The sequence below is a fragment of the Streptomyces sp. NPDC030893 genome, from assembly GCF_055571535.1.
Genome location: NZ_JBVIFC010000020.1, coordinates 87,147 through 107,757, shown reverse-complemented (window position 1 = coordinate 107,757; position 20,611 = coordinate 87,147). Strand labels below are relative to the sequence as shown.

Sequence of the window (20,611 nt, the reverse complement as noted above, 5' to 3'; positions counted from 1 at the left end):
GTCCTCTTGCCCCGCTTGACGGAAGCACTCGTGGCGACGGCCAGCATCATGGCCGTCTTGGGCTCCGAGTCCACGGAAGCTGGCGGTCGCCACGGAAGTACTGACCTAGAGCGCTAGCTCTGCGCGGCGCGCGCCGCAGGTCAGCAAGGGCTAGCCACGTCGCCCTCCGTCTCAGTTTCCGTCTCATTCAACCTAGTTCAGGGCCGTCCATATGGATTCACGCGACGAGGAGGGGTCCGAGAATGAACGAGGTTGAACGCCTCCGAATCACGCTCTGACCAGCAGGAACAGACCTCGAAAGCGAGTGTGGCGCAAGTCACCGAGGGTTCAAATCCCTCCGCTACCGCTGGTGAAGGGCCTCGTCGTCAGACGGGGCCCTTCGTGCGATCATGGGCCCGCTCGACGCGTGTGACACCGGCACACATCAGTGACAGGGGAGGGCCGCGATGGCGGTGAACGCGAAGAAGGCCGTGGTCTACGCGCTTGTGGTCTTCGTGCTGTATCTGATCATCACCGATCCGGAGACGGCCGGCGACTACGTCACGGTCGGGTTCGAGGGCATCTCGGACGCCGCGAAGGCCATCGGCGACTTCATGACCTGGCTCGCCAACGGAGGTAAGTGATGATCCGCCATCTGGTGCTCTTCCGGCTGAACGAGGGCGTCGGGCGCGACGACCCGAGGGTCGTGCAGGGCGTGGCGGCCTTCGAGTCGCTCGACGGGAAGATCCCGGAGATCCGCTTCTGGGAGTGCGCCTGGAACATCAGCGACCGCCCCATCGCCTACGACTTCGCCATCAACTCGGCGTTCGACGACGCGGACGCGCTGCGCCGGTACGTGGAGCACCCGGACCACCAGGCGGGCGTCGGACTGTGGCGCGAGTTCGCCACGTGGGTGATCGCCGACTACGAGTTCTGACGCTCCGGCACCCCGCCCCCTTCCGCTTCCCGAAGGCCCCCCGCCGTCCCGGCAGGGGGCCTTCGTGCGCCGTACGTACGCTCCCGCGCACAACACGGAATATGCGGTGCTTGCACACAGTGAGTCAGTCTTGTGATGCTATGACCGCTTTTGACGGATGAGTTGACGGACATGAGAGCGATGACGAGGTGGCGTTGACCGTGCCGGCCAGTACTGCGCCGCCCCAGGACGAGGTGTCCCCCGACGCGGTGCAGGCCCCCGCCAAACGGCGCGGCGCCGACACCCGGGCCCTGACCCAGCTGCTCTTCGGTCAGCTCAAGGAGCTCGAGCCGGGCACGCCGGAGCACGCCCGCGTGCGCGCCGCGCTCATCGAGGCCAATCTGCCGCTCGTGCGCTACGCGGCCGCCCGCTTCCGCTCCCGCAACGAGCCGATGGAGGACGTCGTCCAGGTCGGCACCATCGGGCTCATCAACGCCATCGACCGCTTCGACCCGGAGCGGGGCGTGCAGTTCCCGACGTTCGCGATGCCGACGGTGGTCGGCGAGATCAAGCGGTACTTCCGGGACAACGTCCGCACCGTCCACGTACCGCGCCGGCTCCACGAGCTGTGGGTGCAGGTCAACAGCGCGACGGAGGACCTCACCACCGCCTTCGGGCGCGTCCCCTCGACCGCCGAGATCGCCGAGCGGCTGCGCATCACCGAGGAGGAGGTGCTCTCCTGCATCGAGGCGGGACGCTCGTACCACGCCACCTCCCTGGAGGCCGCGCAGGAGGGCGACGGGATGCCCGGGCTGCTGGACCGGCTCGGTTACGAGGACCCCGCCCTCGACGGGGTCGAGCACCGCGACCTCGTCCGGCACCTCCTCGTCCAGCTCCCCGAGCGGGAGCAGCGCATCCTGTTGCTGCGTTACTACAGCAATCTGACGCAGTCCCAGATCAGTGCGGAACTCGGCGTCTCGCAGATGCACGTGTCCCGTCTGCTGGCACGCAGCTTCCAGCGACTGCGGTCCGCAAACAGGATCGACGCGTAACCGGAACGAGCGAATCGCCCAGAAGCGCCGTTCTGCGCCGTTCTGAGCCGAAAGGCCGTCAGACCCCTTGTTTCCAGGGCTGATTCGCATCTCGGATGTCGACATGTCACTACAGCGCGTTGCCGACATGTGACATTCTGCCGGAAGCGCGTTTGCCGGGGCTCCGGCGCCGGTATTCAGGTGAAGGCTGCGTTCCTCAGATCGGGAACGTCCGCCGCGACCGTCCCGCGACCCAAAGGGGGTGGCATGTCCGCAGAACAGGGCAGCTCGAAGGTGCTCACGCTCGCGGAGAGCGAGACAGCTCCCCATGCTCTCGACGCACTCGGCCCCATCGACGAAGGCCCGGCCACACCGGCTCCGGAACTCCAGGACACGTCCCGGCTCCCGGACACGGCGGCCCTCGACACCCGCACCCTGTCCCGCTCCCTGTTCCTGCGGCTCGCCGTCCTCGACGAGGACAGCCCGGAGCGTGCCTATGTCCGGGACACGCTGATCGAGCTCAACCTCCCGCTGGTGCGCTACGCGGCGGCGCGGTTCCGCTCGCGCAACGAGCCGATGGAGGACATCGTCCAGGTCGGCACCATCGGCCTGATCAAGGCGATCGACCGTTTCGACTGCGAACGGGGCGTGGAGTTCCCGACGTTCGCGATGCCGACGGTGGTCGGCGAGATCAAGCGGTTCTTCCGCGACACGTCGTGGTCGGTGCGGGTGCCGCGCCGGCTCCAGGAGCTGCGCCTGGCGCTGACGAAGGCCGGCGACGAGCTCTCCCAGAAGCTGGACCGCTCCCCGACCGTTCCCGAACTCGCCGCCGTCCTGGGCGTGTCGGAGGAGGACGTGGTCGACGGCCTCGCGGTCGGCAACGCGTACACGGCGTCCTCGCTGGACTCCCCCGCCCCGGAGGACGACGGCGGCGAGGGCTCGCTCGCGGACCGCCTCGGCTACGAGGACACGGCGCTGGAGGGCGTGGAGTACCGGGAGTCGCTCAAGCCGCTGCTGGCCAAGCTGCCGCCCCGGGAGCGGCGGATCATCATGCTGCGCTTCTTCGCCAACATGACCCAGTCACAGATCGGCGAGGAGGTCGGCATCTCCCAGATGCACGTCTCGCGGCTGCTCACGCGGACGCTCGCGCAGCTGCGGGAGGGCCTCATCTCGGACTGAGAATCTCGGACTGAGAATCCCGGACCGAATCCCGGACCGAATCCCGGGCTGAGACTCCCGGACCGAATCCCGGACTGAATCGCGGACTGAATCTCGGTCCGAGGCACCCACGACGCGGATCGGCTCCACGGGTGGGACCGGACACGTGGCCGCCGGGGCGCCCTCCAGGGGCGCGACGGCGGCCGCCGTCGTCTCTCCGCCGCGCCGCGGCTACTTGAGCGCCAGCCAGGCCACCGCGGCGACGACCGCCACGGCGACGACGATGCCGACGATCAGACCGACGCGCGGCCCGCCGCCCGTGGACGCCGCCGGACCGCCCTGAGGGGCCTCGTCGACGAACGCGCGGAACATCTGGGTGCTGCCGGCGGGGTCGTGATGGCCCTGCGGGCCCTGGGTGTTAGCCATGTCACGAGACCCTAGCGAATCCCCGGGGAGCGGCCCAAGCGGGGCGGTGACCCACCGCACGGACGCGGGTCGCGGACCCCCGCGGGCCGGGCCCGACCTCGCGACCTGCGTGTTTACTGACGCGATCACTTGCCCTTTGCCAAGTTTTTGAGCCCCTCGGCCCCCAATTGCTTGCCTGTAGCAACCATCGACTTCTACGGTTGCTTTAAGCAACGAATCGGGAGGTGCCATGGCCGGGTCGGCACAGTACGAGGAACTGGTCCGACAGTTCAGCGCCTTCGGCGCCGTCAAGCGGGAGATGAACCGGATCATGCCGGCCGACTGCCCCAGCGGCTCCGCGTCCGTGCTGACGCTCCTCGGCCGCCACGGCGACATGCGCATGAGCAGGATCGCCGAGCTGCTCTCCGTGGACATGTCCGTCACCAGCCGCCATGTCGCCCATCTGGCCGAGCGCGGCTGGATCGAGCGCTCCCCGGACCCCGCCGACAAACGGTCGCGCATCCTGCGCCTCACCCCGGCCGGCCGGGCCCAGCTCGACGAGCTGCTCCGGCGGACCACCCGGCTGCTCGCCGAGCGCCTGGGCGACTGGTCCGACGAGGAGGTCGGCCGCCTCACCCAGCTGATGGCCCGGCTCAGGGACAGCTTCGGCGACTGCCGCACCGTGCCCCGGCCGGCGCCTCCCGCATCCGAACAGACCACCCGTACACCCGCAAGCACCTAAGAGAAGGAAGCCCATGGCAACGACCACACCGGACGGTGTGCGGGCTCATGCCAAGCACGGGGGAGGCTCCTCCGCGGACGCTCCGATGACCCATCGGCAGATCATGGAGGCGCTGTCCGGGCTGCTGCTCGGCATGTTCTGCGCCATCCTGTCGTCGACCATCGTCACCAACGCCCTGCCCGAGATCGTCTCCGACCTCGGCGGCGGCCAGAGCGCCTACACCTGGGTCGTCACCGCCTCGCTGCTGACGATGACCGCCTCCACCCCCCTGTGGGGCAAGCTCGCCGACCTCACCAGCAAGAAGGTCCTGGTCCAGTCGGCCCTCGTCGTCTTCGTCATCGGTTCCGTGGTGGCCGGTCTGGCGCAGAACCCGGCGATGCTGATCACCGCCCGCGCCATCCAGGGCCTCGGCGGCGGCGGTCTGTCCGCCCTGGCGCAGATCATCATGGCCGCGATGATCTCCCCACGTGAGCGCGGTCGCTACTCCGGCTACCTGGGCGCGACCTTCGCCGTCGCGACCGTCGGCGGCCCGCTGCTGGGCGGTGTCATCACCGACACCAGCTGGCTCGGCTGGCGCTGGTGCCTCTACGTCGGCGTGCCCTTCGCGATCATCGCGCTGATCGTGCTGCAGAAGACGCTGAACCTGCCCGTGGACAAGCGGAAGGTCAAGGTCGACTGGGCCGGCGCCTTCTTCGTCACCGCGGCCGTCTGCCTGCTGCTCATCTGGGTGACCTTCGCCGACGACAAGTACGCCTGGATGTCCTGGCAGACCGGCGTCATGGTCGGCGGCGCGGTCCTCCTGACCCTGGTCTTCCTCTTCGTCGAGTCGAGGGCGAGCGAGCCGATCATCCCGCTGCGGCTCTTCCGGAACCGCACCATCACGCTGGCCTCGCTGGCCTCGCTGTTCGTCGGCATCGCGATGTTCGCGGGCACCGTCTACTTCAGCCAGTACTTCCAGCTGGCCCGGGGCAAGTCCCCGACGATGTCGGGCGTCATGACCATTCCGATGATCGGCGGCCTGTTCATATCGTCCACGGTCTCCGGCATCATCATCACCCGGACCGGCAAGTGGAAGAGCTGGCTGCTGGCCGGCGGCGTCCTGCTGACGGCGGGCCTCGGCCTGCTGGGCACCATGCGCTACGACACCCCGTACTGGCACATCGGCGTCCACATGGCGCTCATGGGCCTCGGCGTCGGCATGATGATGCAGAACCTGGTGCTGTGCACGCAGAACCAGGTCGACCCGAGCGACCTGGGCGCGGCCTCCTCCGTCGTGACCTTCTTCCGCTCCCTCGGCGGCGCGGTGGGCGTCTCCGTCCTCGGCTCGGTGATGTCGTCCCGGATCAGCCACTACGCCTCGGACACCATCGGCTCGCTCAGCCCGCGGGAGCAGGCGGCCGCCGCCGGGGCCTCCGGCGGTGGCGCGATACCCGACATGGACCTGCTGCCGCCGTCCATCCGCACCTGGCTGGAGAGCGCCTACGGGCACGGCATCGCCGACATCTTCCTGTACGTCGCGCCGGTCGCCCTGCTGGCCTTCCTGGTGACCCTGTTCATCAAGGAGGTCCCGCTGCGGACCGCGGGCGCGATGGCCCAGGCGGCTCAGGCCTCGGCCGCGGACGCCCCGCCGGCCGCGCCCGCCCCCGCCGAGGCCGCCCGCGTCGCCGCGTCGCCGGTGAACCGGTCCCGGCAGGAGTAGTCCCGTCGTCCGGGGGCGCTGCCCCCGGACCTCCGCTTCCGCTGGAGGGGCTGCTCGCAGCCCCTCCGGCGTTCAGGGCTTCTCGTGGGCGTCCACGATCCGGCGGGCGAGATCGCGCAGCTTCACGTTCTCCCGCTGCGAGGCCCGCACCAGACTGTCGAACGCACCCGCCGCGTCGATGTCCATCCGCTCCATGAGGATGCCGGTGGCCTGCCCGATCAGATCCCGCGTCCGCATCGCCTCGGTGAGCTGCTCACGCACGGTGGCCGAGTCCAGGGCGATGCCCACGTGCGCGGTGAACAGCCGCCCGATCCGCAGTGCGGACTCGTCGAAGGCGCGCGGCTTGCGGGCGTACGCGGTGAGCACGGTCAGCCGCCGGCGGTCGGCGCGCAGCCGCAGCGACAGCACCGAACGCAGTCCCAGCACGGACAGCTCGTCCGCACCGTCCTCGCCCTCACTGTCCTCGACCCCGGCCACCGGAGCGCTCCACAGCCGGTGCCAGTACGGCTGCGTCCCCGGCTCGGGACGGCCGTCCTCGGCGGCGCGCACCACCTCGTCGGTCCAGGCCAGGGTCTGCCGGCGGTTGTCGCGCTCTATGACGGAGATGCCCGCGTGCTCGGCGCCGGGGAGGAGGTCCACGGCGAGCCGGACGGCGGTGTCCAGGGTGCTGTCCGGGCTGGACGTCTCGTGCAGCCGGCATGCCGCCGCCGTCAGCGCCTCCGCCAGATCCGGACCGGCGGGGAAACGGGGCAAATCAGAAAAGCGGGACGCAGCCACCACGAACCTCTTCGGCGAGCACGACCGAACGGCCGTGCGCAGGAGAGCTCCGCAGCACATTCCCGACTGCGAGCACAGGACGTACAGAACTTTAGCCGCTTCCGGTGATGCGCTCCGACGTGGTGCAATGGGGGCGGTCAGGAAGTGGCCTTGCCGGAAATCCGGACGTACGTCTGCCAGGTGACTGTCATGACCTTCCTTCCAGAACCCGCCGAGCCGCCCGCCCCGACCGAGCGCGTCCGGTTCCCCTTCCCCGCGGAGATCGACTTCTCCAACGCGGACCGGCTGCGGCCGCTGATCATGTCCAGCGCCCTCCCCCGCCCCGGCCGGCCCTCCCCGGTGCTGGTCCTCGACCTCACCGCGACGCACTTCATGGACTCCCAGGGCGTCCGCCTCATCAACGACGTACGCCGGCTGCTGCGCCCGGCCACCCGGGTGTACGTGGTGGCCCGCCCGGAGAGCCTGCCCGGCCGCGTACTGGAACTGACCGGCCTGCGCCGCGACATCCCCGTCTACGACAACCTCCCCGAGGCGATGGCCGCCTAGTGTGAGCCCATGGCACAACAGATCGCGACGAACACCCGTGTCTCCCTCGACGAGTTGCTGGACTTCGTACGGCCCCGGCACCGGGCGGTGCTGCTGACCCGGCGGGCCGGCGGCGACCCCCAGGGCTCGCCGCTGACCTGCGGGGTCGACGACTCGGGCCGGATCGTGGTGTCCACGTACCCCGAGCGTGCCAAGACGCGGAACGCCAAGAGGGACCCCCGGGTGAGCCTGATCGTGCTCAGCGACGAGTGGAACGGGCCCTGGGTGCGGATCGACGGCACGGCCGAGGTGCTGGACGTGCCCGAGTCCGTGGAGCCGCTGGTGGAGTACTACCGGAACATCGCCGGTGAGCACCCCGACTGGGACGAGTACCGGGCGGCGATGGTGAAGCAGGGCAAGTCGATCCTCCGGATCACTCCGGAGCGCTGGGGGCCGGTGGCGACCGGCGGGTTCCCGGCGCGGCTCGCGGACGAGGAGTAACGCCCCGGCCGGCGGATCAGGGCCGGGTGCGGGCGACCATCGCCTCGATGCCGGCCAACAGCAGGTCCAGGGCGAAGGCGAAGTCCCGCTCCAGCATCTCCTCGACCGTGTCACCGCCGCGGGCCTGCATGATCCTGGCCGTCTCCTCGATCACCTCGGAGGCGTCCGGCGACTGCGTCGCCTCGCTCATGGCGTACCGGTGGTACTCGTCGGGGGTCATGCCCGTCGCGGCGACGCGGGCGTGGAAGTGGCTCTCGATGGTGCCGTAGCCGTACACGAATTGGAAGACGGCCGAGATGGCCCCGGTCACGCCGTGCGCCGGCAGGCCCGTCCCGCGGATGACCTGCTGGATCACCCGGGAGAAGCGCAGCGCGTTGGGCCCGATGTTGAGGAACCGGCCGGCCAGCGGCGACAGCCACGGGTGGCGCACCAGCAGGGCGCGGTACTCGCGGGCGAGGGCGCGCAGCCGGTCGCGCCAGTCCTCGCCGCCGTGCGGATCGGGCAGGGTGAGCTCGCCGAAGGCGCGGTCCAGGGCGAGTTCGAGGAGGTCGTCCTTGGTGTCGACGTACCAGTAGACGGACATCGCCGTCACGTTCAGCTCGGCGGCGAGGCGGCGCATGGAGAACTTGGTGAGCCCCTCGGCGTCCAGCAGCCGTACGGTGACCTCGGTGATCCTCTCCCGGTCCAGGCCCGAGGGCTGTCCGCCGCCCCGCCCGCCGCGGCGGGCCCTGCCCTCCAGCCAGACACTGGGCCGCGGCACCCTGTCGGACCGCTGGGCTGCCCTCACCATGGCGCACCTTCCTCGACTCGCCGGCACCGTCCCGTGCCCCTCCACCCGTACCCGGGTGCGCGGACCGTACGGCTCTCAGGCCTTCTCCCGCGATTCTGCCCGGTCGGCCCGGCGCAGCAACGCGGCCGCGATCATTCCACCGAGGAGCACGGCCACCGCGCCCACCAGCAGACTCGTCTCCAGCCCGGCGGAGAACGCGTCGGTGATCCGCACCCGTTCGCCGTCCGAGTCCGCCGCGGCCAGCGCCACCGGGAGCGAGGTCGCCGCCACCGGCACCAGCGCCGCGAACCGCGCGTTGAGCACCGCGCCCAGCACGGCCACCCCGAGCCCGGTGCCGAACTCGGCGAGGGTGCCGTTGATCCCGGCGCCGACGCCCGCCTTCTCGCGCGGTACGGAACTCATCACCGCGTGCGCCATCACCGGGCTGCCGATCGCCGTGCCCGCCCCGATCATGACCAGGCCGAGCAGCGTACCGGCGTAGCCGTGCTCGGTGAGCGTGGCGATCGACACCAGCCCGCCCGCCATCAGTGTCATGCCGACGGCTATGGAGAGCGGGGTGCCCATCCTCGCCGCCCACCTGGTGCCGATGCCCGTGAAGTTGAGGGCGACGACGGTCATGGCCATCGGCGCGGTGCGCAGGCCCGCCTCCAGGGGGGCGTAGCCGAGGACGAACTGCAGGTACTGGGTGAGCAGGAACAGCGCGCCGCCCATGCCGAAGGTGATCAGCACCAGACCGCCGACCGCGCCCGTGAAGCGGCGGTTGCGGAAGAAGTGCAGGTCGAGCATCGGGTACGGGATGCGGCTCTCCCAGAAGGCGAAGAGGCCGAGGACCAGGGCGGCGGCCGTCGCCGTGGCCAGCACCCGGGGGGAGGTCCAGCCGTGCTCGGGACCCGAGATGATCGCGTACACCAGGGCCGCCATGCCGATGGTGGAGAGCACCGCGCCGACCAGGTCGGGGCGGTCGCCCTGCCGGTTCTTCGACTCGGGGACGTAGGCGGCGACGGCGGCGAGCGCGAGGGCCACGACCGGGAGGTTGATCAGAAAGATCGCGCCCCACCAGAAGTGGTTCAGCATGACGCCGCCGACCAGCGGACCGGCCGCGAAGCCCAGCGAGTTGACGGCGCTCCAGATGCCGATCGCCTTGGGCTGCTCCTCGGGCGTGAAAATCTGCATCACGACGGCGAGGGTCGTGGTCAGCAGCAGTGCGCCGCCCACGCCCATACCGGCCCGCGCCGCGATCAACTGACCGGACGACTGGGCCAGTCCGGCCGCCAGCGATCCCACGCCGAACAGGGCCAGGCCCACGATCAGCATCTTCTTGCGGCCGTAGCGGTCGGCGGCGTTGCCCGCGCTGAGCAGCAGCCCGGACTGCACCAGGGAGTAGGCGTTGATCATCCACTGGATGTCGGCGGTCGACGCGTCCAGCTCCCGGGTGAGCGAGGGGATCGCCACGTTGAGCACGGTGTTGTCCAGCAGCACGGTGAGCTGCGCGAGACAGATGACACCGAGAATCAGCCAGCGCCGGGCGTGGCCCTGCGGCGGGAGGGCCACCTGGTCCGGGGACCGGTCGGGGGCCTGCTCCTGGGGGGACGTCGTCATGCTGTACACCGTATAGCTTCACCCATACGGCGTACAGCGTGACGTGGGCCGGTCAGTGGTCGGCCTGCTGCGTGAGGTCGTAGAAGGTCGCCGAACCGGCCGTCACCTCCTTGAAGTTCTCCGCCACCCAGGAGGCGATCCGGGCGGCGCTGCCGGAGTCGCTGCCGCCGCCCGTACCGCCGCCCATGCCGCCTCCGGCGACGAAATAGTGGATCGCGCCGTCCGCCACGTACTCCTTGAACCGGGCGAGGGTCGGGGAGGGGTCGGTGCCGTTGAAGCCGCCGATCGCCATGACGGGCGCACCGGTGGCGAGCTGGTAACTCGCGGCGTTCTGGGCGCCGACGGCCGCGGCGGCCCAGGTGTAGTCGCCGGCGTCGGTCTCCAGCAGCTCCTTCGCCTCGTCGTCGACGTTCGCGCCGCCGAGGAGACCGCCGCCCATGCCGCCGCGCATGCCGCCGGCCTCGGTGGTGCCTCCGGGGGCGTTCTGCTGGGTCCGGCCCGGGGGCGGGCCGCCTGGGCCGTTCTGGCCGTCCTGGCCCGTCGGGCCGCCGCCGGGTGGTGTCTGCCCCTGCCGGTTCTGCCCCCCGCCGGGGAATCCGCCTCCGCCACCGGGACCGTCGCCACCCCCCGGCCGTCCCCCGCCGCCCATGCCCGCCCCCGCCGGACCGGCCATGACGATCGAACCGGTGTGCCCCTCCTGCACGGTGCTCAGCGTGTACGCCGTCGGACCGGCCAGCGCCGCCGCCAGGGCGAGGCCCGCCGCCCCGAGCGCCACCCGGCGCCGCACCCGGCCCGCGAAGACCAGGCCGAGCGCGGCGACCAGCCCGCCGACCAGGACCAGCCACTTCAGCCACGGCAGATAGCCGGGCGTGCGGTGGAGCAGCACGTACCCCCAGGCCGCCGTCGCCGTCACGGCCGCCGCCAGGGCGATCGACGCGCCGGGCGAGCGCCGCTTCTCCCACAGGGTCACCGAGCCCATGCCGATCACGGCCGCGAGGTAGGGGGCGAGGGCCACCGTGTAGTACTGGTGGAAGATGCCGGCCATGTAGCTGAAGACGGCCGTGGTCATCAGCAGCGAGCCGCCCCACACCAGGAAGGACGCCCGCGCCGGGTCGGTCCGCGCCGCCTTCCGGGTGAGGACCAGGCCCCCGGCGAGCAGGATCAGCGCGGCGGGCAGCAGCCAGGAGATCTGGCCGCCGACCTCCGAGCCGAACATCCGGTCCCAGCCGGTCTCCCCCCACCGGCCGCCGCCCATGCCCCCGCCGCCGACGCTGCCCGTCTCCTCCCCGTTGAGCCGGCCGAGGCCGTTGTAGCCGAAGGTCAGCTCCAGGAAACTGTTGGTCTGCGACCCGCCGATGTACGGGCGCGAGGACGCCGGCCACAGTTCGACGACCGCGACCCACCAGCCGCCGGAGACGACCAGCGCGACGGCCGCCAGGCCGAGCTGCGCCAGCCGCTTCCGCAAGCGCACCGGCGCGCAGACGCCGTGGACGAGCGCGAGGGCGGGCAGGATCAGGAACGCCTGGAGGGTCTTGGTGAGGAACGCGAAGCCGATCGCCGCCCCGGCCCACACCAGCCACTTCGTACGGCCGTCCTCGATGGCCCGGACGACGAGGTAGCAGGCGACGGACATCAGCAGCGCCAGCATCGCGTCCGGGTTGTTGAACCGGAACATCAGCGCCGCGACCGGGGTGAGCGCGAGCACCGCGCCCGCGATCAGACCGGCCGTCGCACCGAAGCGGCGGCGCACGGCCGCGTACACGACGGCGACCGTGCCGACGCCCATCAGCACCTCGGGCACGAGGATCGCCCAGGAGTTCAGGCCGAAGAGCCGCACCGACAACTGCATCGGCCACAGCGCGGCCGGGGGCTTGTCCACGGTGATGGCGTTCGCCGCGTCCAGCGAGCCGAAGAAGAACGCCTTCCAGGACTCGCTGCCCGCCTGCACGGCCGCCGAGTAGAAGGAGTTGGCGTATCCGGAGGCGCTCAGGTCGAAGAGGTAGAGCACGCCGGTCGCCAGCAGCAGGGCGAGGAAGGCCGGGCGGGCCCAGCGCGGGTCCCCGGGGGAGGCGGGTGTCGCGGGGCGGGGTGGTGCGGGCGCGGGCGGTGGCGTCCAGGTGGCGGTGTCCGCCGGGGGGTTCGACGCGTCGTGGCGCGTGGTCATCACAGGTCCTTCGGGTGGTGTCCGGCGGGAGCGGCGTGGGACGGGGAGCCGTCCGGGAAGACCCAGGCGCGCAGGAGCAGGAACCGCAGTACGGTCGCCGCGAGGTTGGCCGCGACGAGGACGGCGAGTTCGGTGGAGTGGGCGGGGTCGCTGCTCGCCGTGTTGAGCGCGGCGAGCGAGCCGCTGGTCAGCGCGAGACCGATGCCGAAGACCACCAGTCCCTGCGCCTGGTGCCGTACGGCCCCGGCGCGCCCGCGCACCCCGAACGTGAGCCGCCGGTTGGCGGCGGTGTTGGCGACCGCCGAGACCAGCAGGGCGAGACCGTTGGCGGTCTGGGAGCCGGTGAAGGTACGGAAGCCGCTGTAGAGCAGCAGGTAGAGGAGAGTGGACAGGATGCCCACGGCACAGAAGCCGAGCAGCTGACGGGCCAGGCCCCGCGGCACGTCCTCGATGTCCCGGTCGCGCGGGTCGTCGCCGAAGGGCCGGGCGAGCCGGTCCAGCGGCAGTGAGCCGGTGGCCAGGGCCCTGCCGACCCGCCAGACGCCCTTGAGGTCCTCGGTCGCCGTCCGCACGATGTGCACGCTCGAGCGGGGGTCGTCGACCCAGTCGACCGGCACCTCGTGGATCCGCAGCCCCGCGCGCTCGGCCAGCACGAGGAGCTCGGTGTCGAAGAACCACCCGCTGTCCTCCACCAGCGGCAGCAGCACCTGCGCCACGTCACGGCGGATCGCCTTGAACCCGCACTGCGCGTCGGAGAAGCGCGCCTGGAGCGAGCCGCGCAGGATCAGGTTGTAGCCGCGGCTGACGAACTCCCGTTTGGCGCCCCGCACCACACGTGCGCTGCGGCTCAGCCGGGAGCCGATGGCGAGGTCGGAGTGGCCGGAGATCAGCGGGGCGACCAGTGGCAGCAGGGCGTTGAGGTCGGTGGACAGATCGACGTCCGTATAGGCGAGGACGGGGGCGTCGGAGGCCGCCCAGACGGTCCGCAGCGCCCGCCCGCGTCCCTTCTGTTCCAGGCGGACGGCCCGGACCTCCGCGATCCGCTCGGCCAGCTCGCCGGCCAGGTACGGGGTGCCGTCCGTGGAGGCGTTGTCGGCGATCGTGATGCGGAACGCGTAGGGAAAGGTGCGGGAGAGGTGCTCGTGCAGCCGGCGCACGCACGGCTGGAGGTCCTTCTCCTCGTTGTGGACGGGGACCACGACGTCCAGGACCGGCGTGCCGGCCCCGGCGGCCGGAAGGTGCTCCCGCGCCGGCAGGGTGCCGGGAGAGGAATCGGTTCGCATGGGAACCGACTCTGATCAAGTGTCCTGTCGTGCCGGTGTGGTGAGGCTGTGCCGCGGCTGTGAATGCGGCTCCGGCGCCGACTGCGCGCCCGCCCGGCGCAGGCGGAGCGTGAACACGGTCCGTCCGGGCCTGCTGTCGACGGTCACGGCACCGCCGTGCGCGGTGGCGACGGCCTGCACGATGGCCAGGCCCAGACCGGTCGATCCGGTGGCCCGGGTGCGCGCCGAGTCGCCGCGCGCGAACCGTTCGAAGACGTGGGGGAGCAGGGCGGGCGGGATGCCGGGGCCGTCGTCCTCGACGTCCACGCGGAACCACGCGCCGTCCCCGCGCACGCGTGCGGTGACGGTGGTGCCCGGCGGGGTGTGGGTGCGGGCGTTGGCGAGCAGGTTGACGAGGACCTGCTGGAGCCGGGCCGCGTCTCCCGCCACCGGGGCGGGACCGTCGGGCAGTTCCAGACGCCAGGTGTGCTCCCGGCCGGCGGCACGGGCGTCGCTGACGGTGTCCACCACGAGCGGTACGAGATCGGTCGGCTCGAACCGCAGGGGGCGTCCGGCGTCCAGGCGGGCGAGCAGCAGCAGGTCCTCGACGAGCAGGGTCATGCGGCCGGCCTCGGACTCGATCCGCCCGAGGGCGTGCCGGGTGTCGGGGCCGGCCTCCTCCCCGCCGCGGCGGGTGAGTTCGGCGTACCCGCGGATGGAGGCGAGCGGCGTACGCAGCTCATGGCTGGCGTCCGCGACGAAGCGCCGTACCCGCGTCTCGCTCTCCTGGCGTGCGTGCAGGGCGCCGTGGACGTGGTCGAGCATCCGGTTCAGCGCGGCGCCGACTCGGCCGACCTCGGTGTGCGGATCGCACTCGGAGGGCGGGACGCGTTCCTCGAGGGTGACCTCGCCCCGGTGCAGGGGGAGTTCGGAGACGCGGGTGGCGGTGGCGGCGACCCTGCGGAGCGGGCGGGTGGCCACGCCGACGAGTACGGCACCGGCGAGGGAGGCGGCGACGAGGCCGGCCGCGGTGACACTGATCTCCACGAGGATCAGGGTGTTGACCGTGCTGTCGACGTCGGCGGTGGGGAGGGCGACGTAGAAGGCACCGCCCGGGCCGACCCGGTAGGTGACGCGGTAGCTGCCGAGGTCCGGGAGGTCCACGGTGTGGTCGGCGCCGTCCCGGGCGACCGAGGCGAGCGCGGCGGTCTGGGCGGCGTCCAGCGACTCGGCGCTCATCGAGAAGTCGTCCTCGGACTTCTTCCCGTACCGGGCCTCGGTGACGGTGCCGTTCTCGACCTTCGCCGCGACGGTGCGGCTCGGCTGCGGACCGTGGGCGACGAACTCCGCGAGGTCGATCGCCTTCGGGCCGCCGGGGCCCGGCGGCCCGAAGGCGTTCGCGGCGCGCGCCGCCACCTCCCGCACCCGGCCGTCCAGCTGCTCGTACAGATGGGACCGCAGCGCCAGCGTGGTCACCGTGCCGATCACCGCGCACACCACCGCGATCAGCGCCACGGACACGACGACGAGCCGTGTCCGCAGGGTCCGCGGACGCGGTCGCCGCCGCTCCCTCACGACACCGCGGGCTTGATCATGTATCCGGCACCACGCCGGGTGTGGATCATCGGCTCCCGGCCGGCGTCGATCTTCCGGCGCAGATACGAGATGTACAGCTCGACGACGTTCGCCTGCCCGCCGAAGTCGTACGACCAGACCCGGTCGAGGATCTGGGCCTTGCTGAGCACCCGCCGCGGATTGCGCATGAGGAAGCGCAGCAGTTCGAACTCGGTGGCGGTGAGGTGGATGCCGTCCCCGCCGCGGGTGACCTCGTGGCTGTCCTCGTCGAGGGTGAGGTCGCCGACGACCAGCACCGACTCGGGGCGTCGGTCGGCCGCGCCGGAGCGGCGGATCAGGCCGCGCAGCCGGGCGACGACCTCCTCCAGGCTGAACGGCTTGGTGACGTAGTCGTCCCCGCCCGCCGTCAGTCCGGCGATACGGTCCTCGACGGCGTCCTTGGCGGTCAGGAACAGCACGGGCACGTCGGGCAGGTCGTGGCGCAGCCGTCCGAGGATGGCCAGCCCGTCCATGTCCGGCAGCATCATGTCCAGGACGACGGCGTCGGGCCGGAACTCGCGCGCGGCACGGAGGGCGCCCTGGCCGTCCCCGGCGCTGCGGATCTGCCAGCCCTCGTACCGCAGGGCCATGGACAGCAGTTCGGTGATCGACTGCTCGTCGTCCACCACCAGCACGCGGACGGCGCTCCCGTCCGGCCTGAGCAGTTCGGTGCGCCCCTGGGGCGAGGTCGTGGTCATACCGCACACGATCCACACGCCCTCTGAGAACCCCCTTTTCCCCACCTGTGTTTTCCCTGAGAAACCCCAGCACCCCGCCGGCGCCGGGCTGCGCGAACACCCCCCCGGCCGACACCCACAGGGACGCACCTCGCAGCGCGGGCCCGTCCCGCAGCACGGCGACGGCGAAAACCGACCGGACCGCAGATCCCGTCCTCACCGGACCGCAGTCCCGCCCCTCACCGCCCCGTCAACCCGAAAAGCCCCGCCGCATTGTCATGACACACCCCCCGCAACCACTCCTCCCCCAGCCCCAACCCCTCCAGCGCATACAGCTGCTCGACATACGGGTAGGGAATATTGGGAAAGTCCGTGCCCAACAGGATCCGGTCCCCGAGCGCGGCCAACCGCGGCAGAGCCCGCCGGGGAAACGGCGCCAGCCGCTCACTGAACCCGGTGAACGCCATCGTCGTGTCCAGCCGCACCTCCCCGTACCGCTCGGCGAGCGACAGGAAGTCCTCGTACTCGGGCATCCCGAGGTGCGCCACCACCAGCCGCAGCCGCGGATGGCGGGCCAGCACCCGGCCGACCGGTTCCGGCCCCGTGTGCTTGCCGGGCGCGGGCCCGGACCCGCAGTGGATCACCACCGGTACGCCCGCCTCGGCGAGCAGACCCCAGGCCGCGTCGAGCGCCTCGTCGGCCGGGTCGTACGCGCCCACCTGCACGTGTGCCTTGAAGACGCGCGCGCCCGCCTCCACCGCCTCCCGGACGTAGTCCGCCACGCCCGGCTCGGGGAACAGCGTCGAGGTGTGCAGACAGTCGGGGGTGCGCCGGGCGAAGGCGACCGCCCAGTCGTTCAGCCAGCGCGCCATGCCCGGCTTGTGCGGGTAGAGCATCGCCGTGAACGCGCGCACGCCGAACGCCCGTAGCAGCGCGGCCCGTTCGCCCTCCTCCGCCCGGTACGTGATCGGCCACTCGACCCCGCCGGTCAGCGGCCCGAGCGCGTCGAAGTAGGCCCACACCTTGTGCAGCACCCGCTCCGGCATGAAGTGCGTGTGCACGTCGACGAGCCCGGGCAGCCCGAGCCCTTCCCAGAAACGCCGCACGTCGGCGGCCTCGGTACCGGGCACGGGATGATCGCTCATACCGACACGATCACCCGTGACCGCGCCCGTGGTCCAGGGGCGGGGTCAGAACAACCCGTCCTGCGCCGCCGCCCTCTCCCTCAGCGGCCGGACCGGCACCGCGAACTCCTCCCCGGCGGCCGGGACCAGCCCCCACCCGGTCAGCAGCCGGGTGTCCAGCACCACGACCCCGCCGGCCGTCAGCAGATGCAGATCGGGACCGGCGGCGGCCACCAGCTCACCGCTCACCGCGCCCCCGGCGACCAGTTCACGGACCTCCCCCACGGCGGCCGGTGCCTCCGCCAGCCCGAACACCCCGACGTGGTCGACGGGCTCGAACGGCGCGGGGGCGAGCGACTCCGGCCAGCCGCTCAGGGCGACCGCCCGCTCGTGCAGCCTGGCGATCTCCGCCGCCCGGTCCCCGGCCGTCGCCGGGAGGGCCGCCCTCGCCGCCCGCTTGTCCGCGTAGGGGACCCGGTCGGGCACGCGGAGCGCGGCGCGCAGCAGTTCCTCGGTGCGCCGCGCCGCCATCAGCGGCCCGCTGCCCAGCCAGGTGAAACAAACCGCCCCCTGCTCCAGCAGCCGCGCCCGCCCCCGCGCCACCGCGGTGATCCCGACCTTCGCCATCCCGGGCCCAAACCACGCCAGGTACACCCGGTAGGGCCGTGGATCGTCCGCGAGGGTGTCGGCGGCCACCGAGTGCGCCCGGTCCAGCCGGGCGCACTCCTCGCAGCGCGCCCCCGTACTGCGCCCCGGCACCGCCGCCCCGAGCGGGCACGCGTGCCCCCGCGCCCCCGCACAGGTCCGCACACCCCCTTCCGCGACCCCGAAGGCCACCCGTTTCCCCCAGGTCAGCGCCGAGCGCCGGCCACCGTCCCACTCCAGCACGGGACCGTCCGCCGACCACCGCAGCCCCGAGCAGTTCCATGCCTGTGCCATCCCCGCCGAGCGTAGGGGGCACCACTGACAACGCCTCCGCCCGGCGGTCCGCTCCGAAGTGCCGGGTGCGGCCCGGGGTGCCAACCTGTACTGAGGCATGGCACCGCTCGGGGACGTCCGAAAGGCCGAGAACATGGCGAGCAATGTCAGCGGTACGCGCCACCACGGAACCGGTTGGGAGGCGGAGAGCCCCTGGGCGACGAGCTGGACGGTCGCCGCGGCCGTCCTGATGACCTTCGGCGGCATCATGGCGATCTTCCAGGGCATCGCCGCCATCGCCCAGGACGACGTCTTCGTCGCCACCCCCGACTTCACTTACGAATTCAGCCTGACCGGCTGGGGCTGGGTCCATCTGATCCTCGGCGCGCTGGTGACCCTCGCCGGTATCGCCCTGTTCAAGGGATCCACGTGGGCGAGGGTGGTGGGCGTGACGCTGGCCGGGCTCAGCATGATCGCCAACTTCGTGTGGCTGCCGTACTTCCCGGTGTGGTCGATCGTCCTCATCGTCATCGACGGCTTCATCATCTGGGCCCTGTGCGCACCGCGCCGCGAGAGCCCGGCGTAAAGCGCGCCTCCACGCTCTGGAGCGCCCTGTGGCCCTGGCTGGTCCAGGCGGCAGGAGTGACGGTGATGGTCGCCGCCTACTTCCTCCTGCCCCTGGACGGGCTGGGGCCGCACCGCCCGGTGCTGAGCTGGGTCCTCTTCGGCGTCGCGCTGGCGCTGATCGCGCTCCTGCTGCTGCGGCAGGTCGTGCATGTACTGCTGTCCGCCCCCGGGGTCCGGCCGGGGCTGGTCATCCCGCTGCTGATGTGCCTGTCCATCCTGGTCTTCGCGACCGCCTACCTGGCGCTGGCCCGGCAGCCCGGCGAACTCGACGGCATCGCCACCCGTCTGGACGCCCTCTACTTCACGCTGGTCACCCTCGCCACCATCGGCTACGGGGACATCACCCCGCGCGGCCAGGCGGCGCGTCTGGTCGCCGTCCTGCAGATCGTCTACACCTTCGTCTTCCTCACCGCGGCGGCCACCAGCCTGACCCGCTACCTCCGTGACACGGTCCGCCACCGCGAGAATCCGCACCGGCCGGAGTGATCCGCCGTGATCCGCCCCTGTCGCGGTCCGATGTGACCTGCGTCACACTGAGAGGGCGGGGATCCGTTCCCCGGGCCCCTGGACGAACGCCGGCCGCCCCGCCGTTCCCGTCCGCCCTCGGCCATCCGGTACCGCAATTCTCCCGAGGGGTGTCCGCTCATGAGCGGCCTGGACGCAACTGCTCTCGACAGCCTCCGCACGGCCCTGCGAGGACGGGTCGTCACACCGCGGGACGCCGACTACGACGAGTCCCGCAGCATCTACAACGCCATGATCGACCGGCGCCCGGCCGCCATCGCCCGGTGCACGGGCACGGCGGACGTACGGACCACCATCGCCTTCGCCCAGGAGACGGGGGCCGACCTCGCCGTCCGCGGGGGCGGGCACAGCGGGCCGGGCCTGTGCCTGGTCGACGGCGGGATCACCCTCGACCTGTCCCCCCTGCGCTGGGTGCGCGTAGACCCGGAGGGCGGAACCGTGCGGGTGGGCGGCGGAAGCCTGCTCGGCGACCTGGACCACGAGACGCACGCCTTCGGCCTCGGCATACCGAGCGGCATCAATTCGACCACCGGGGTCGGCGGTCTCACCCTGGGCGGCGGACACGGCCACCTCACCCGCAAGTACGGACTGACGGTCGACAGCCTGATCGGCGCGGACGTCGTCCTGGCCGACGGCAGCGTCGTGGCCGCCTCCGAGAAGGAACACCCGGACCTGCTGTGGGCGCTGCGCGGCGGTGGAGGGAACTTCGGGGTGGTCACGTCGTTCACCTTCCGGCCGCACCCGGTGGACACGGTCGGCGTCGCGGTGACCGTGTGGCCGGTCGAGCGCACACCGCACGTGCTGCGCTGGTACCGGGAGTTCCTGCCGGCCGCGCCGGAGGACCTCAACGGGTTCTTCGCGCTGATGACCGTCCCGCCCGGGCCGCCCTTCCCGGAACCGATCCACGGCCAGAAGATGTGCGCCGTGATCTGGTGCTACACCGGCGAGCTGCGGGACGACCGCCTGGAGGACGCGCTGTCCCTGGTCAACGAACCGGCCCCGCCGGCCTTCCACTTCGCCACGCCGATGCCGTACCCCGCCCTGCAGACCATGTTCGACGAACTGGTCCCCAAGGGCCTGCAGTGGTACTGGCGCGGCGACTTCTTCGACTCCATCCCGGACGAAGCCGTCGCCGTGCACGAGCGGTACGGCCATGCCCTCCCCACCGACCTGTCGACCATGCACCTGTACCCCGTCGACGGAGCGGCCCACCGGGTCGCCCCCGGCGAGACGGCCTGGGCCTGCCTACCGGGACGCCGTGTGGTCCGGTGTCGTCGCCGGCATCGACCCCGACCCGGCCAACGCGGACGCGGTCCGGCAGTGGTGCGTCGACTACTGGACCGACCTCCACCCGCACTCCATGGGCGGCTCGTACGTCAACTTCCTCGGCGAGTCGGAAGGCCCCGAACGCGTCCGCTCCACCTACCGCGACAACTACGACCGCCTGACCGCCGTCAAGCGCGCCTACGACCCGCACAACTTCTTCCACGCCAACCAGAACATCACCCCGTCGGCGGCCTGACCGGCGCCCTCCCGCGGCTGGCATGCAGAAAAGCCCCGTGGATCACTCCACGGGGC

General features: G+C 71.7%; 18 protein-coding genes and 3 pseudogenes. 11 read left to right on the top strand and 10 right to left on the bottom strand.

Annotated features, from left to right (window positions below; genetic code table 11):
* Positions 1-446: 446 nt before the first annotated feature.
* From ACZ434_RS29130 to ACZ434_RS29115, 4 genes are all read left to right on the top strand, one after another.
* Complete coding sequence (locus ACZ434_RS29130; RefSeq protein WP_468461020.1) at positions 447-623, top strand: hypothetical protein; 177 nt, start codon at positions 447-449, stop codon at positions 621-623.
* The gene (locus ACZ434_RS29125; RefSeq protein ID WP_468461018.1) at positions 623-916 is read left to right on the top strand and encodes a Dabb family protein; all 294 of its coding nucleotides are present in this window, start codon (positions 623-625) and stop codon (positions 914-916) included. Before ACZ434_RS29130 ends, ACZ434_RS29125 begins: the two co-directional genes overlap by 1 nt.
* A 194-nt stretch (positions 917-1,110) precedes the next feature.
* Positions 1,111-1,947 (top strand): RNA polymerase sigma factor SigF, encoded by an 837-nt coding sequence (locus ACZ434_RS29120; protein WP_468461050.1) that lies wholly within the window; start codon positions 1,111-1,113, stop codon positions 1,945-1,947.
* 246 nt (positions 1,948-2,193) lie between these two features.
* Positions 2,194-3,105: an RNA polymerase sigma factor SigF gene (locus ACZ434_RS29115; protein ID WP_468461016.1), complete on the top strand. Its 912-nt coding sequence runs from the start codon at positions 2,194-2,196 to the stop codon at positions 3,103-3,105.
* A gap of 210 nt (positions 3,106-3,315) precedes the next feature.
* On the opposite strand, the gene ACZ434_RS29110 is transcribed toward ACZ434_RS29115, so the two are convergent.
* The gene (locus tag ACZ434_RS29110) at positions 3,316-3,510 is read right to left on the bottom strand and encodes a hypothetical protein (protein WP_468461014.1); all 195 of its coding nucleotides are present in this window, start codon (positions 3,508-3,510) and stop codon (positions 3,316-3,318) included.
* Between the two features lie 229 nt (positions 3,511-3,739).
* On the opposite strand from ACZ434_RS29110, the gene ACZ434_RS29105 reads away from it, so the two are divergent.
* Positions 3,740-4,231, top strand: coding sequence for a MarR family winged helix-turn-helix transcriptional regulator (locus ACZ434_RS29105; protein ID WP_468461012.1), 492 nt, complete (start codon positions 3,740-3,742; stop codon positions 4,229-4,231).
* Between the two features lie 85 nt (positions 4,232-4,316).
* Positions 4,317-5,909: pseudogene (locus ACZ434_RS29100) on the top strand (MDR family MFS transporter); the annotation flags it as partial.
* A 93-nt stretch (positions 5,910-6,002) separates the two neighbouring features.
* On the opposite strand, the gene ACZ434_RS29095 reads toward ACZ434_RS29100, so the two are convergent.
* Entirely contained in the window at positions 6,003-6,767 is a 765-nt protein-coding gene (locus ACZ434_RS29095) for an ANTAR domain-containing protein (RefSeq protein WP_468461010.1), read from the bottom strand.
* 129 nt (positions 6,768-6,896) lie between these two features.
* On the opposite strand from ACZ434_RS29095, the gene ACZ434_RS29090 reads away from it, so the two are divergent.
* Together ACZ434_RS29090 and ACZ434_RS29085 are read left to right on the top strand one after the other, a co-directional pair.
* Positions 6,897-7,253 carry an STAS domain-containing protein gene (locus ACZ434_RS29090; RefSeq protein ID WP_468461008.1) on the top strand — a complete coding sequence of 119 codons (357 nt, stop codon included), beginning with the start codon at positions 6,897-6,899 and terminating at the stop codon, positions 7,251-7,253.
* A gap of 9 nt (positions 7,254-7,262) precedes the next feature.
* Positions 7,263-7,733 carry a PPOX class F420-dependent oxidoreductase gene (locus tag ACZ434_RS29085; RefSeq protein ID WP_468461006.1) on the top strand — a complete coding sequence of 157 codons (471 nt, stop codon included), beginning with the start codon at positions 7,263-7,265 and terminating at the stop codon, positions 7,731-7,733.
* Between the two features lie 16 nt (positions 7,734-7,749).
* Here ACZ434_RS29085 and ACZ434_RS29080 read toward each other — a convergent pair whose 3' ends face one another.
* The 8 genes and pseudogenes from ACZ434_RS29080 to ACZ434_RS29045 all read right to left on the bottom strand — a co-directional run bounded on the left by ACZ434_RS29080 (position 7,750) and on the right by ACZ434_RS29045 (position 17,902).
* Positions 7,750-8,523, bottom strand: coding sequence for a TetR/AcrR family transcriptional regulator (locus tag ACZ434_RS29080; protein ID WP_468461004.1), 774 nt, complete (start codon positions 8,521-8,523; stop codon positions 7,750-7,752).
* A 75-nt stretch (positions 8,524-8,598) separates the two neighbouring features.
* A complete protein-coding gene (locus ACZ434_RS29075; RefSeq protein WP_468461002.1) occupies positions 8,599-10,122 on the bottom strand; it encodes an MFS transporter in 1,524 nt (507 codons plus the stop codon).
* A 52-nt stretch (positions 10,123-10,174) separates the two neighbouring features.
* On the bottom strand, positions 10,175-12,286 hold the full coding sequence (locus ACZ434_RS29070) for an ArnT family glycosyltransferase (RefSeq protein ID WP_468461000.1): 2,112 nt from the start codon (positions 12,284-12,286) through the stop codon (positions 10,175-10,177).
* Positions 12,287-12,326: 40 nt separating this feature from the next.
* Positions 12,327-13,569, bottom strand: a pseudogene (locus ACZ434_RS29065) (bifunctional glycosyltransferase family 2/GtrA family protein); the annotation flags it as partial.
* 15 nt (positions 13,570-13,584) lie between these two features.
* Entirely contained in the window at positions 13,585-15,123 is a 1,539-nt protein-coding gene (locus ACZ434_RS29060) for a sensor histidine kinase (RefSeq protein ID WP_468460997.1), read from the bottom strand.
* The gene (locus ACZ434_RS29055) at positions 15,120-15,860 is read right to left on the bottom strand and encodes a response regulator transcription factor (RefSeq protein ID WP_468460995.1); all 741 of its coding nucleotides are present in this window, start codon (positions 15,858-15,860) and stop codon (positions 15,120-15,122) included. The genes ACZ434_RS29060 and ACZ434_RS29055 overlap by 4 nt, the downstream gene beginning before the upstream one ends.
* 218 nt (positions 15,861-16,078) lie before the next feature.
* The gene (locus ACZ434_RS29050) at positions 16,079-16,984 is read right to left on the bottom strand and encodes an amidohydrolase family protein (RefSeq protein ID WP_468460993.1); all 906 of its coding nucleotides are present in this window, start codon (positions 16,982-16,984) and stop codon (positions 16,079-16,081) included.
* Positions 16,985-17,029: 45 nt separating this feature from the next.
* A complete protein-coding gene (locus ACZ434_RS29045; protein ID WP_468460991.1) occupies positions 17,030-17,902 on the bottom strand; it encodes a DUF2797 domain-containing protein in 873 nt (290 codons plus the stop codon).
* Between the two features lie 133 nt (positions 17,903-18,035).
* Between ACZ434_RS29045 and ACZ434_RS29040 the strand changes: the two genes are divergently transcribed.
* The 3 genes and pseudogenes from ACZ434_RS29040 to ACZ434_RS29030 all read left to right on the top strand — a co-directional run bounded on the left by ACZ434_RS29040 (position 18,036) and on the right by ACZ434_RS29030 (position 20,555).
* On the top strand, positions 18,036-18,467 hold the full coding sequence (locus tag ACZ434_RS29040) for a DUF7144 family membrane protein (protein WP_468460989.1): 432 nt from the start codon (positions 18,036-18,038) through the stop codon (positions 18,465-18,467).
* 65 nt (positions 18,468-18,532) lie between these two features.
* Positions 18,533-18,994, top strand: a complete 462-nt coding sequence (locus ACZ434_RS29035) for a potassium channel family protein (protein ID WP_468461048.1) — start codon at positions 18,533-18,535, stop codon at positions 18,992-18,994.
* 159 nt (positions 18,995-19,153) lie between these two features.
* A pseudogene (locus ACZ434_RS29030) lies at positions 19,154-20,555 on the top strand (FAD-binding oxidoreductase).
* Positions 20,556-20,611: the final 56 nt, after the last annotated feature.

Coding starts and splice junctions, on each gene's coding strand:
- ACZ434_RS29130 (WP_468461020.1), top strand. CDS start 447: ATGGCGGTGAACGCGAAGAAGGCCGTGGTCTACGCGCTTGTGGTCTTC.
- ACZ434_RS29125 (WP_468461018.1), top strand. CDS start 623: ATGATCCGCCATCTGGTGCTCTTCCGGCTGAACGAGGGCGTCGGGCGC.
- ACZ434_RS29115 (WP_468461016.1), top strand. CDS start 2,194: ATGTCCGCAGAACAGGGCAGCTCGAAGGTGCTCACGCTCGCGGAGAGC.
- ACZ434_RS29110 (WP_468461014.1), bottom strand. CDS start 3,510: ATGGCTAACACCCAGGGCCCGCAGGGCCATCACGACCCCGCCGGCAGC.
- ACZ434_RS29105 (WP_468461012.1), top strand. CDS start 3,740: ATGGCCGGGTCGGCACAGTACGAGGAACTGGTCCGACAGTTCAGCGCC.
- ACZ434_RS29095 (WP_468461010.1), bottom strand. CDS start 6,767: ATGTGCTGCGGAGCTCTCCTGCGCACGGCCGTTCGGTCGTGCTCGCCG.
- ACZ434_RS29090 (WP_468461008.1), top strand. CDS start 6,897: ATGACCTTCCTTCCAGAACCCGCCGAGCCGCCCGCCCCGACCGAGCGC.
- ACZ434_RS29085 (WP_468461006.1), top strand. CDS start 7,263: ATGGCACAACAGATCGCGACGAACACCCGTGTCTCCCTCGACGAGTTG.
- ACZ434_RS29080 (WP_468461004.1), bottom strand. CDS start 8,523: ATGGTGAGGGCAGCCCAGCGGTCCGACAGGGTGCCGCGGCCCAGTGTC.
- ACZ434_RS29075 (WP_468461002.1), bottom strand. CDS start 10,122: ATGACGACGTCCCCCCAGGAGCAGGCCCCCGACCGGTCCCCGGACCAG.
- ACZ434_RS29070 (WP_468461000.1), bottom strand. CDS start 12,286: ATGACCACGCGCCACGACGCGTCGAACCCCCCGGCGGACACCGCCACC.
- ACZ434_RS29055 (WP_468460995.1), bottom strand. CDS start 15,860: ATGACCACGACCTCGCCCCAGGGGCGCACCGAACTGCTCAGGCCGGAC.
- ACZ434_RS29050 (WP_468460993.1), bottom strand. CDS start 16,984: ATGAGCGATCATCCCGTGCCCGGTACCGAGGCCGCCGACGTGCGGCGT.
- ACZ434_RS29045 (WP_468460991.1), bottom strand. CDS start 17,902: ATGGCACAGGCATGGAACTGCTCGGGGCTGCGGTGGTCGGCGGACGGT.
- ACZ434_RS29040 (WP_468460989.1), top strand. CDS start 18,036: ATGGCGAGCAATGTCAGCGGTACGCGCCACCACGGAACCGGTTGGGAG.
- ACZ434_RS29035 (WP_468461048.1), top strand. CDS start 18,533: ATGGTCGCCGCCTACTTCCTCCTGCCCCTGGACGGGCTGGGGCCGCAC.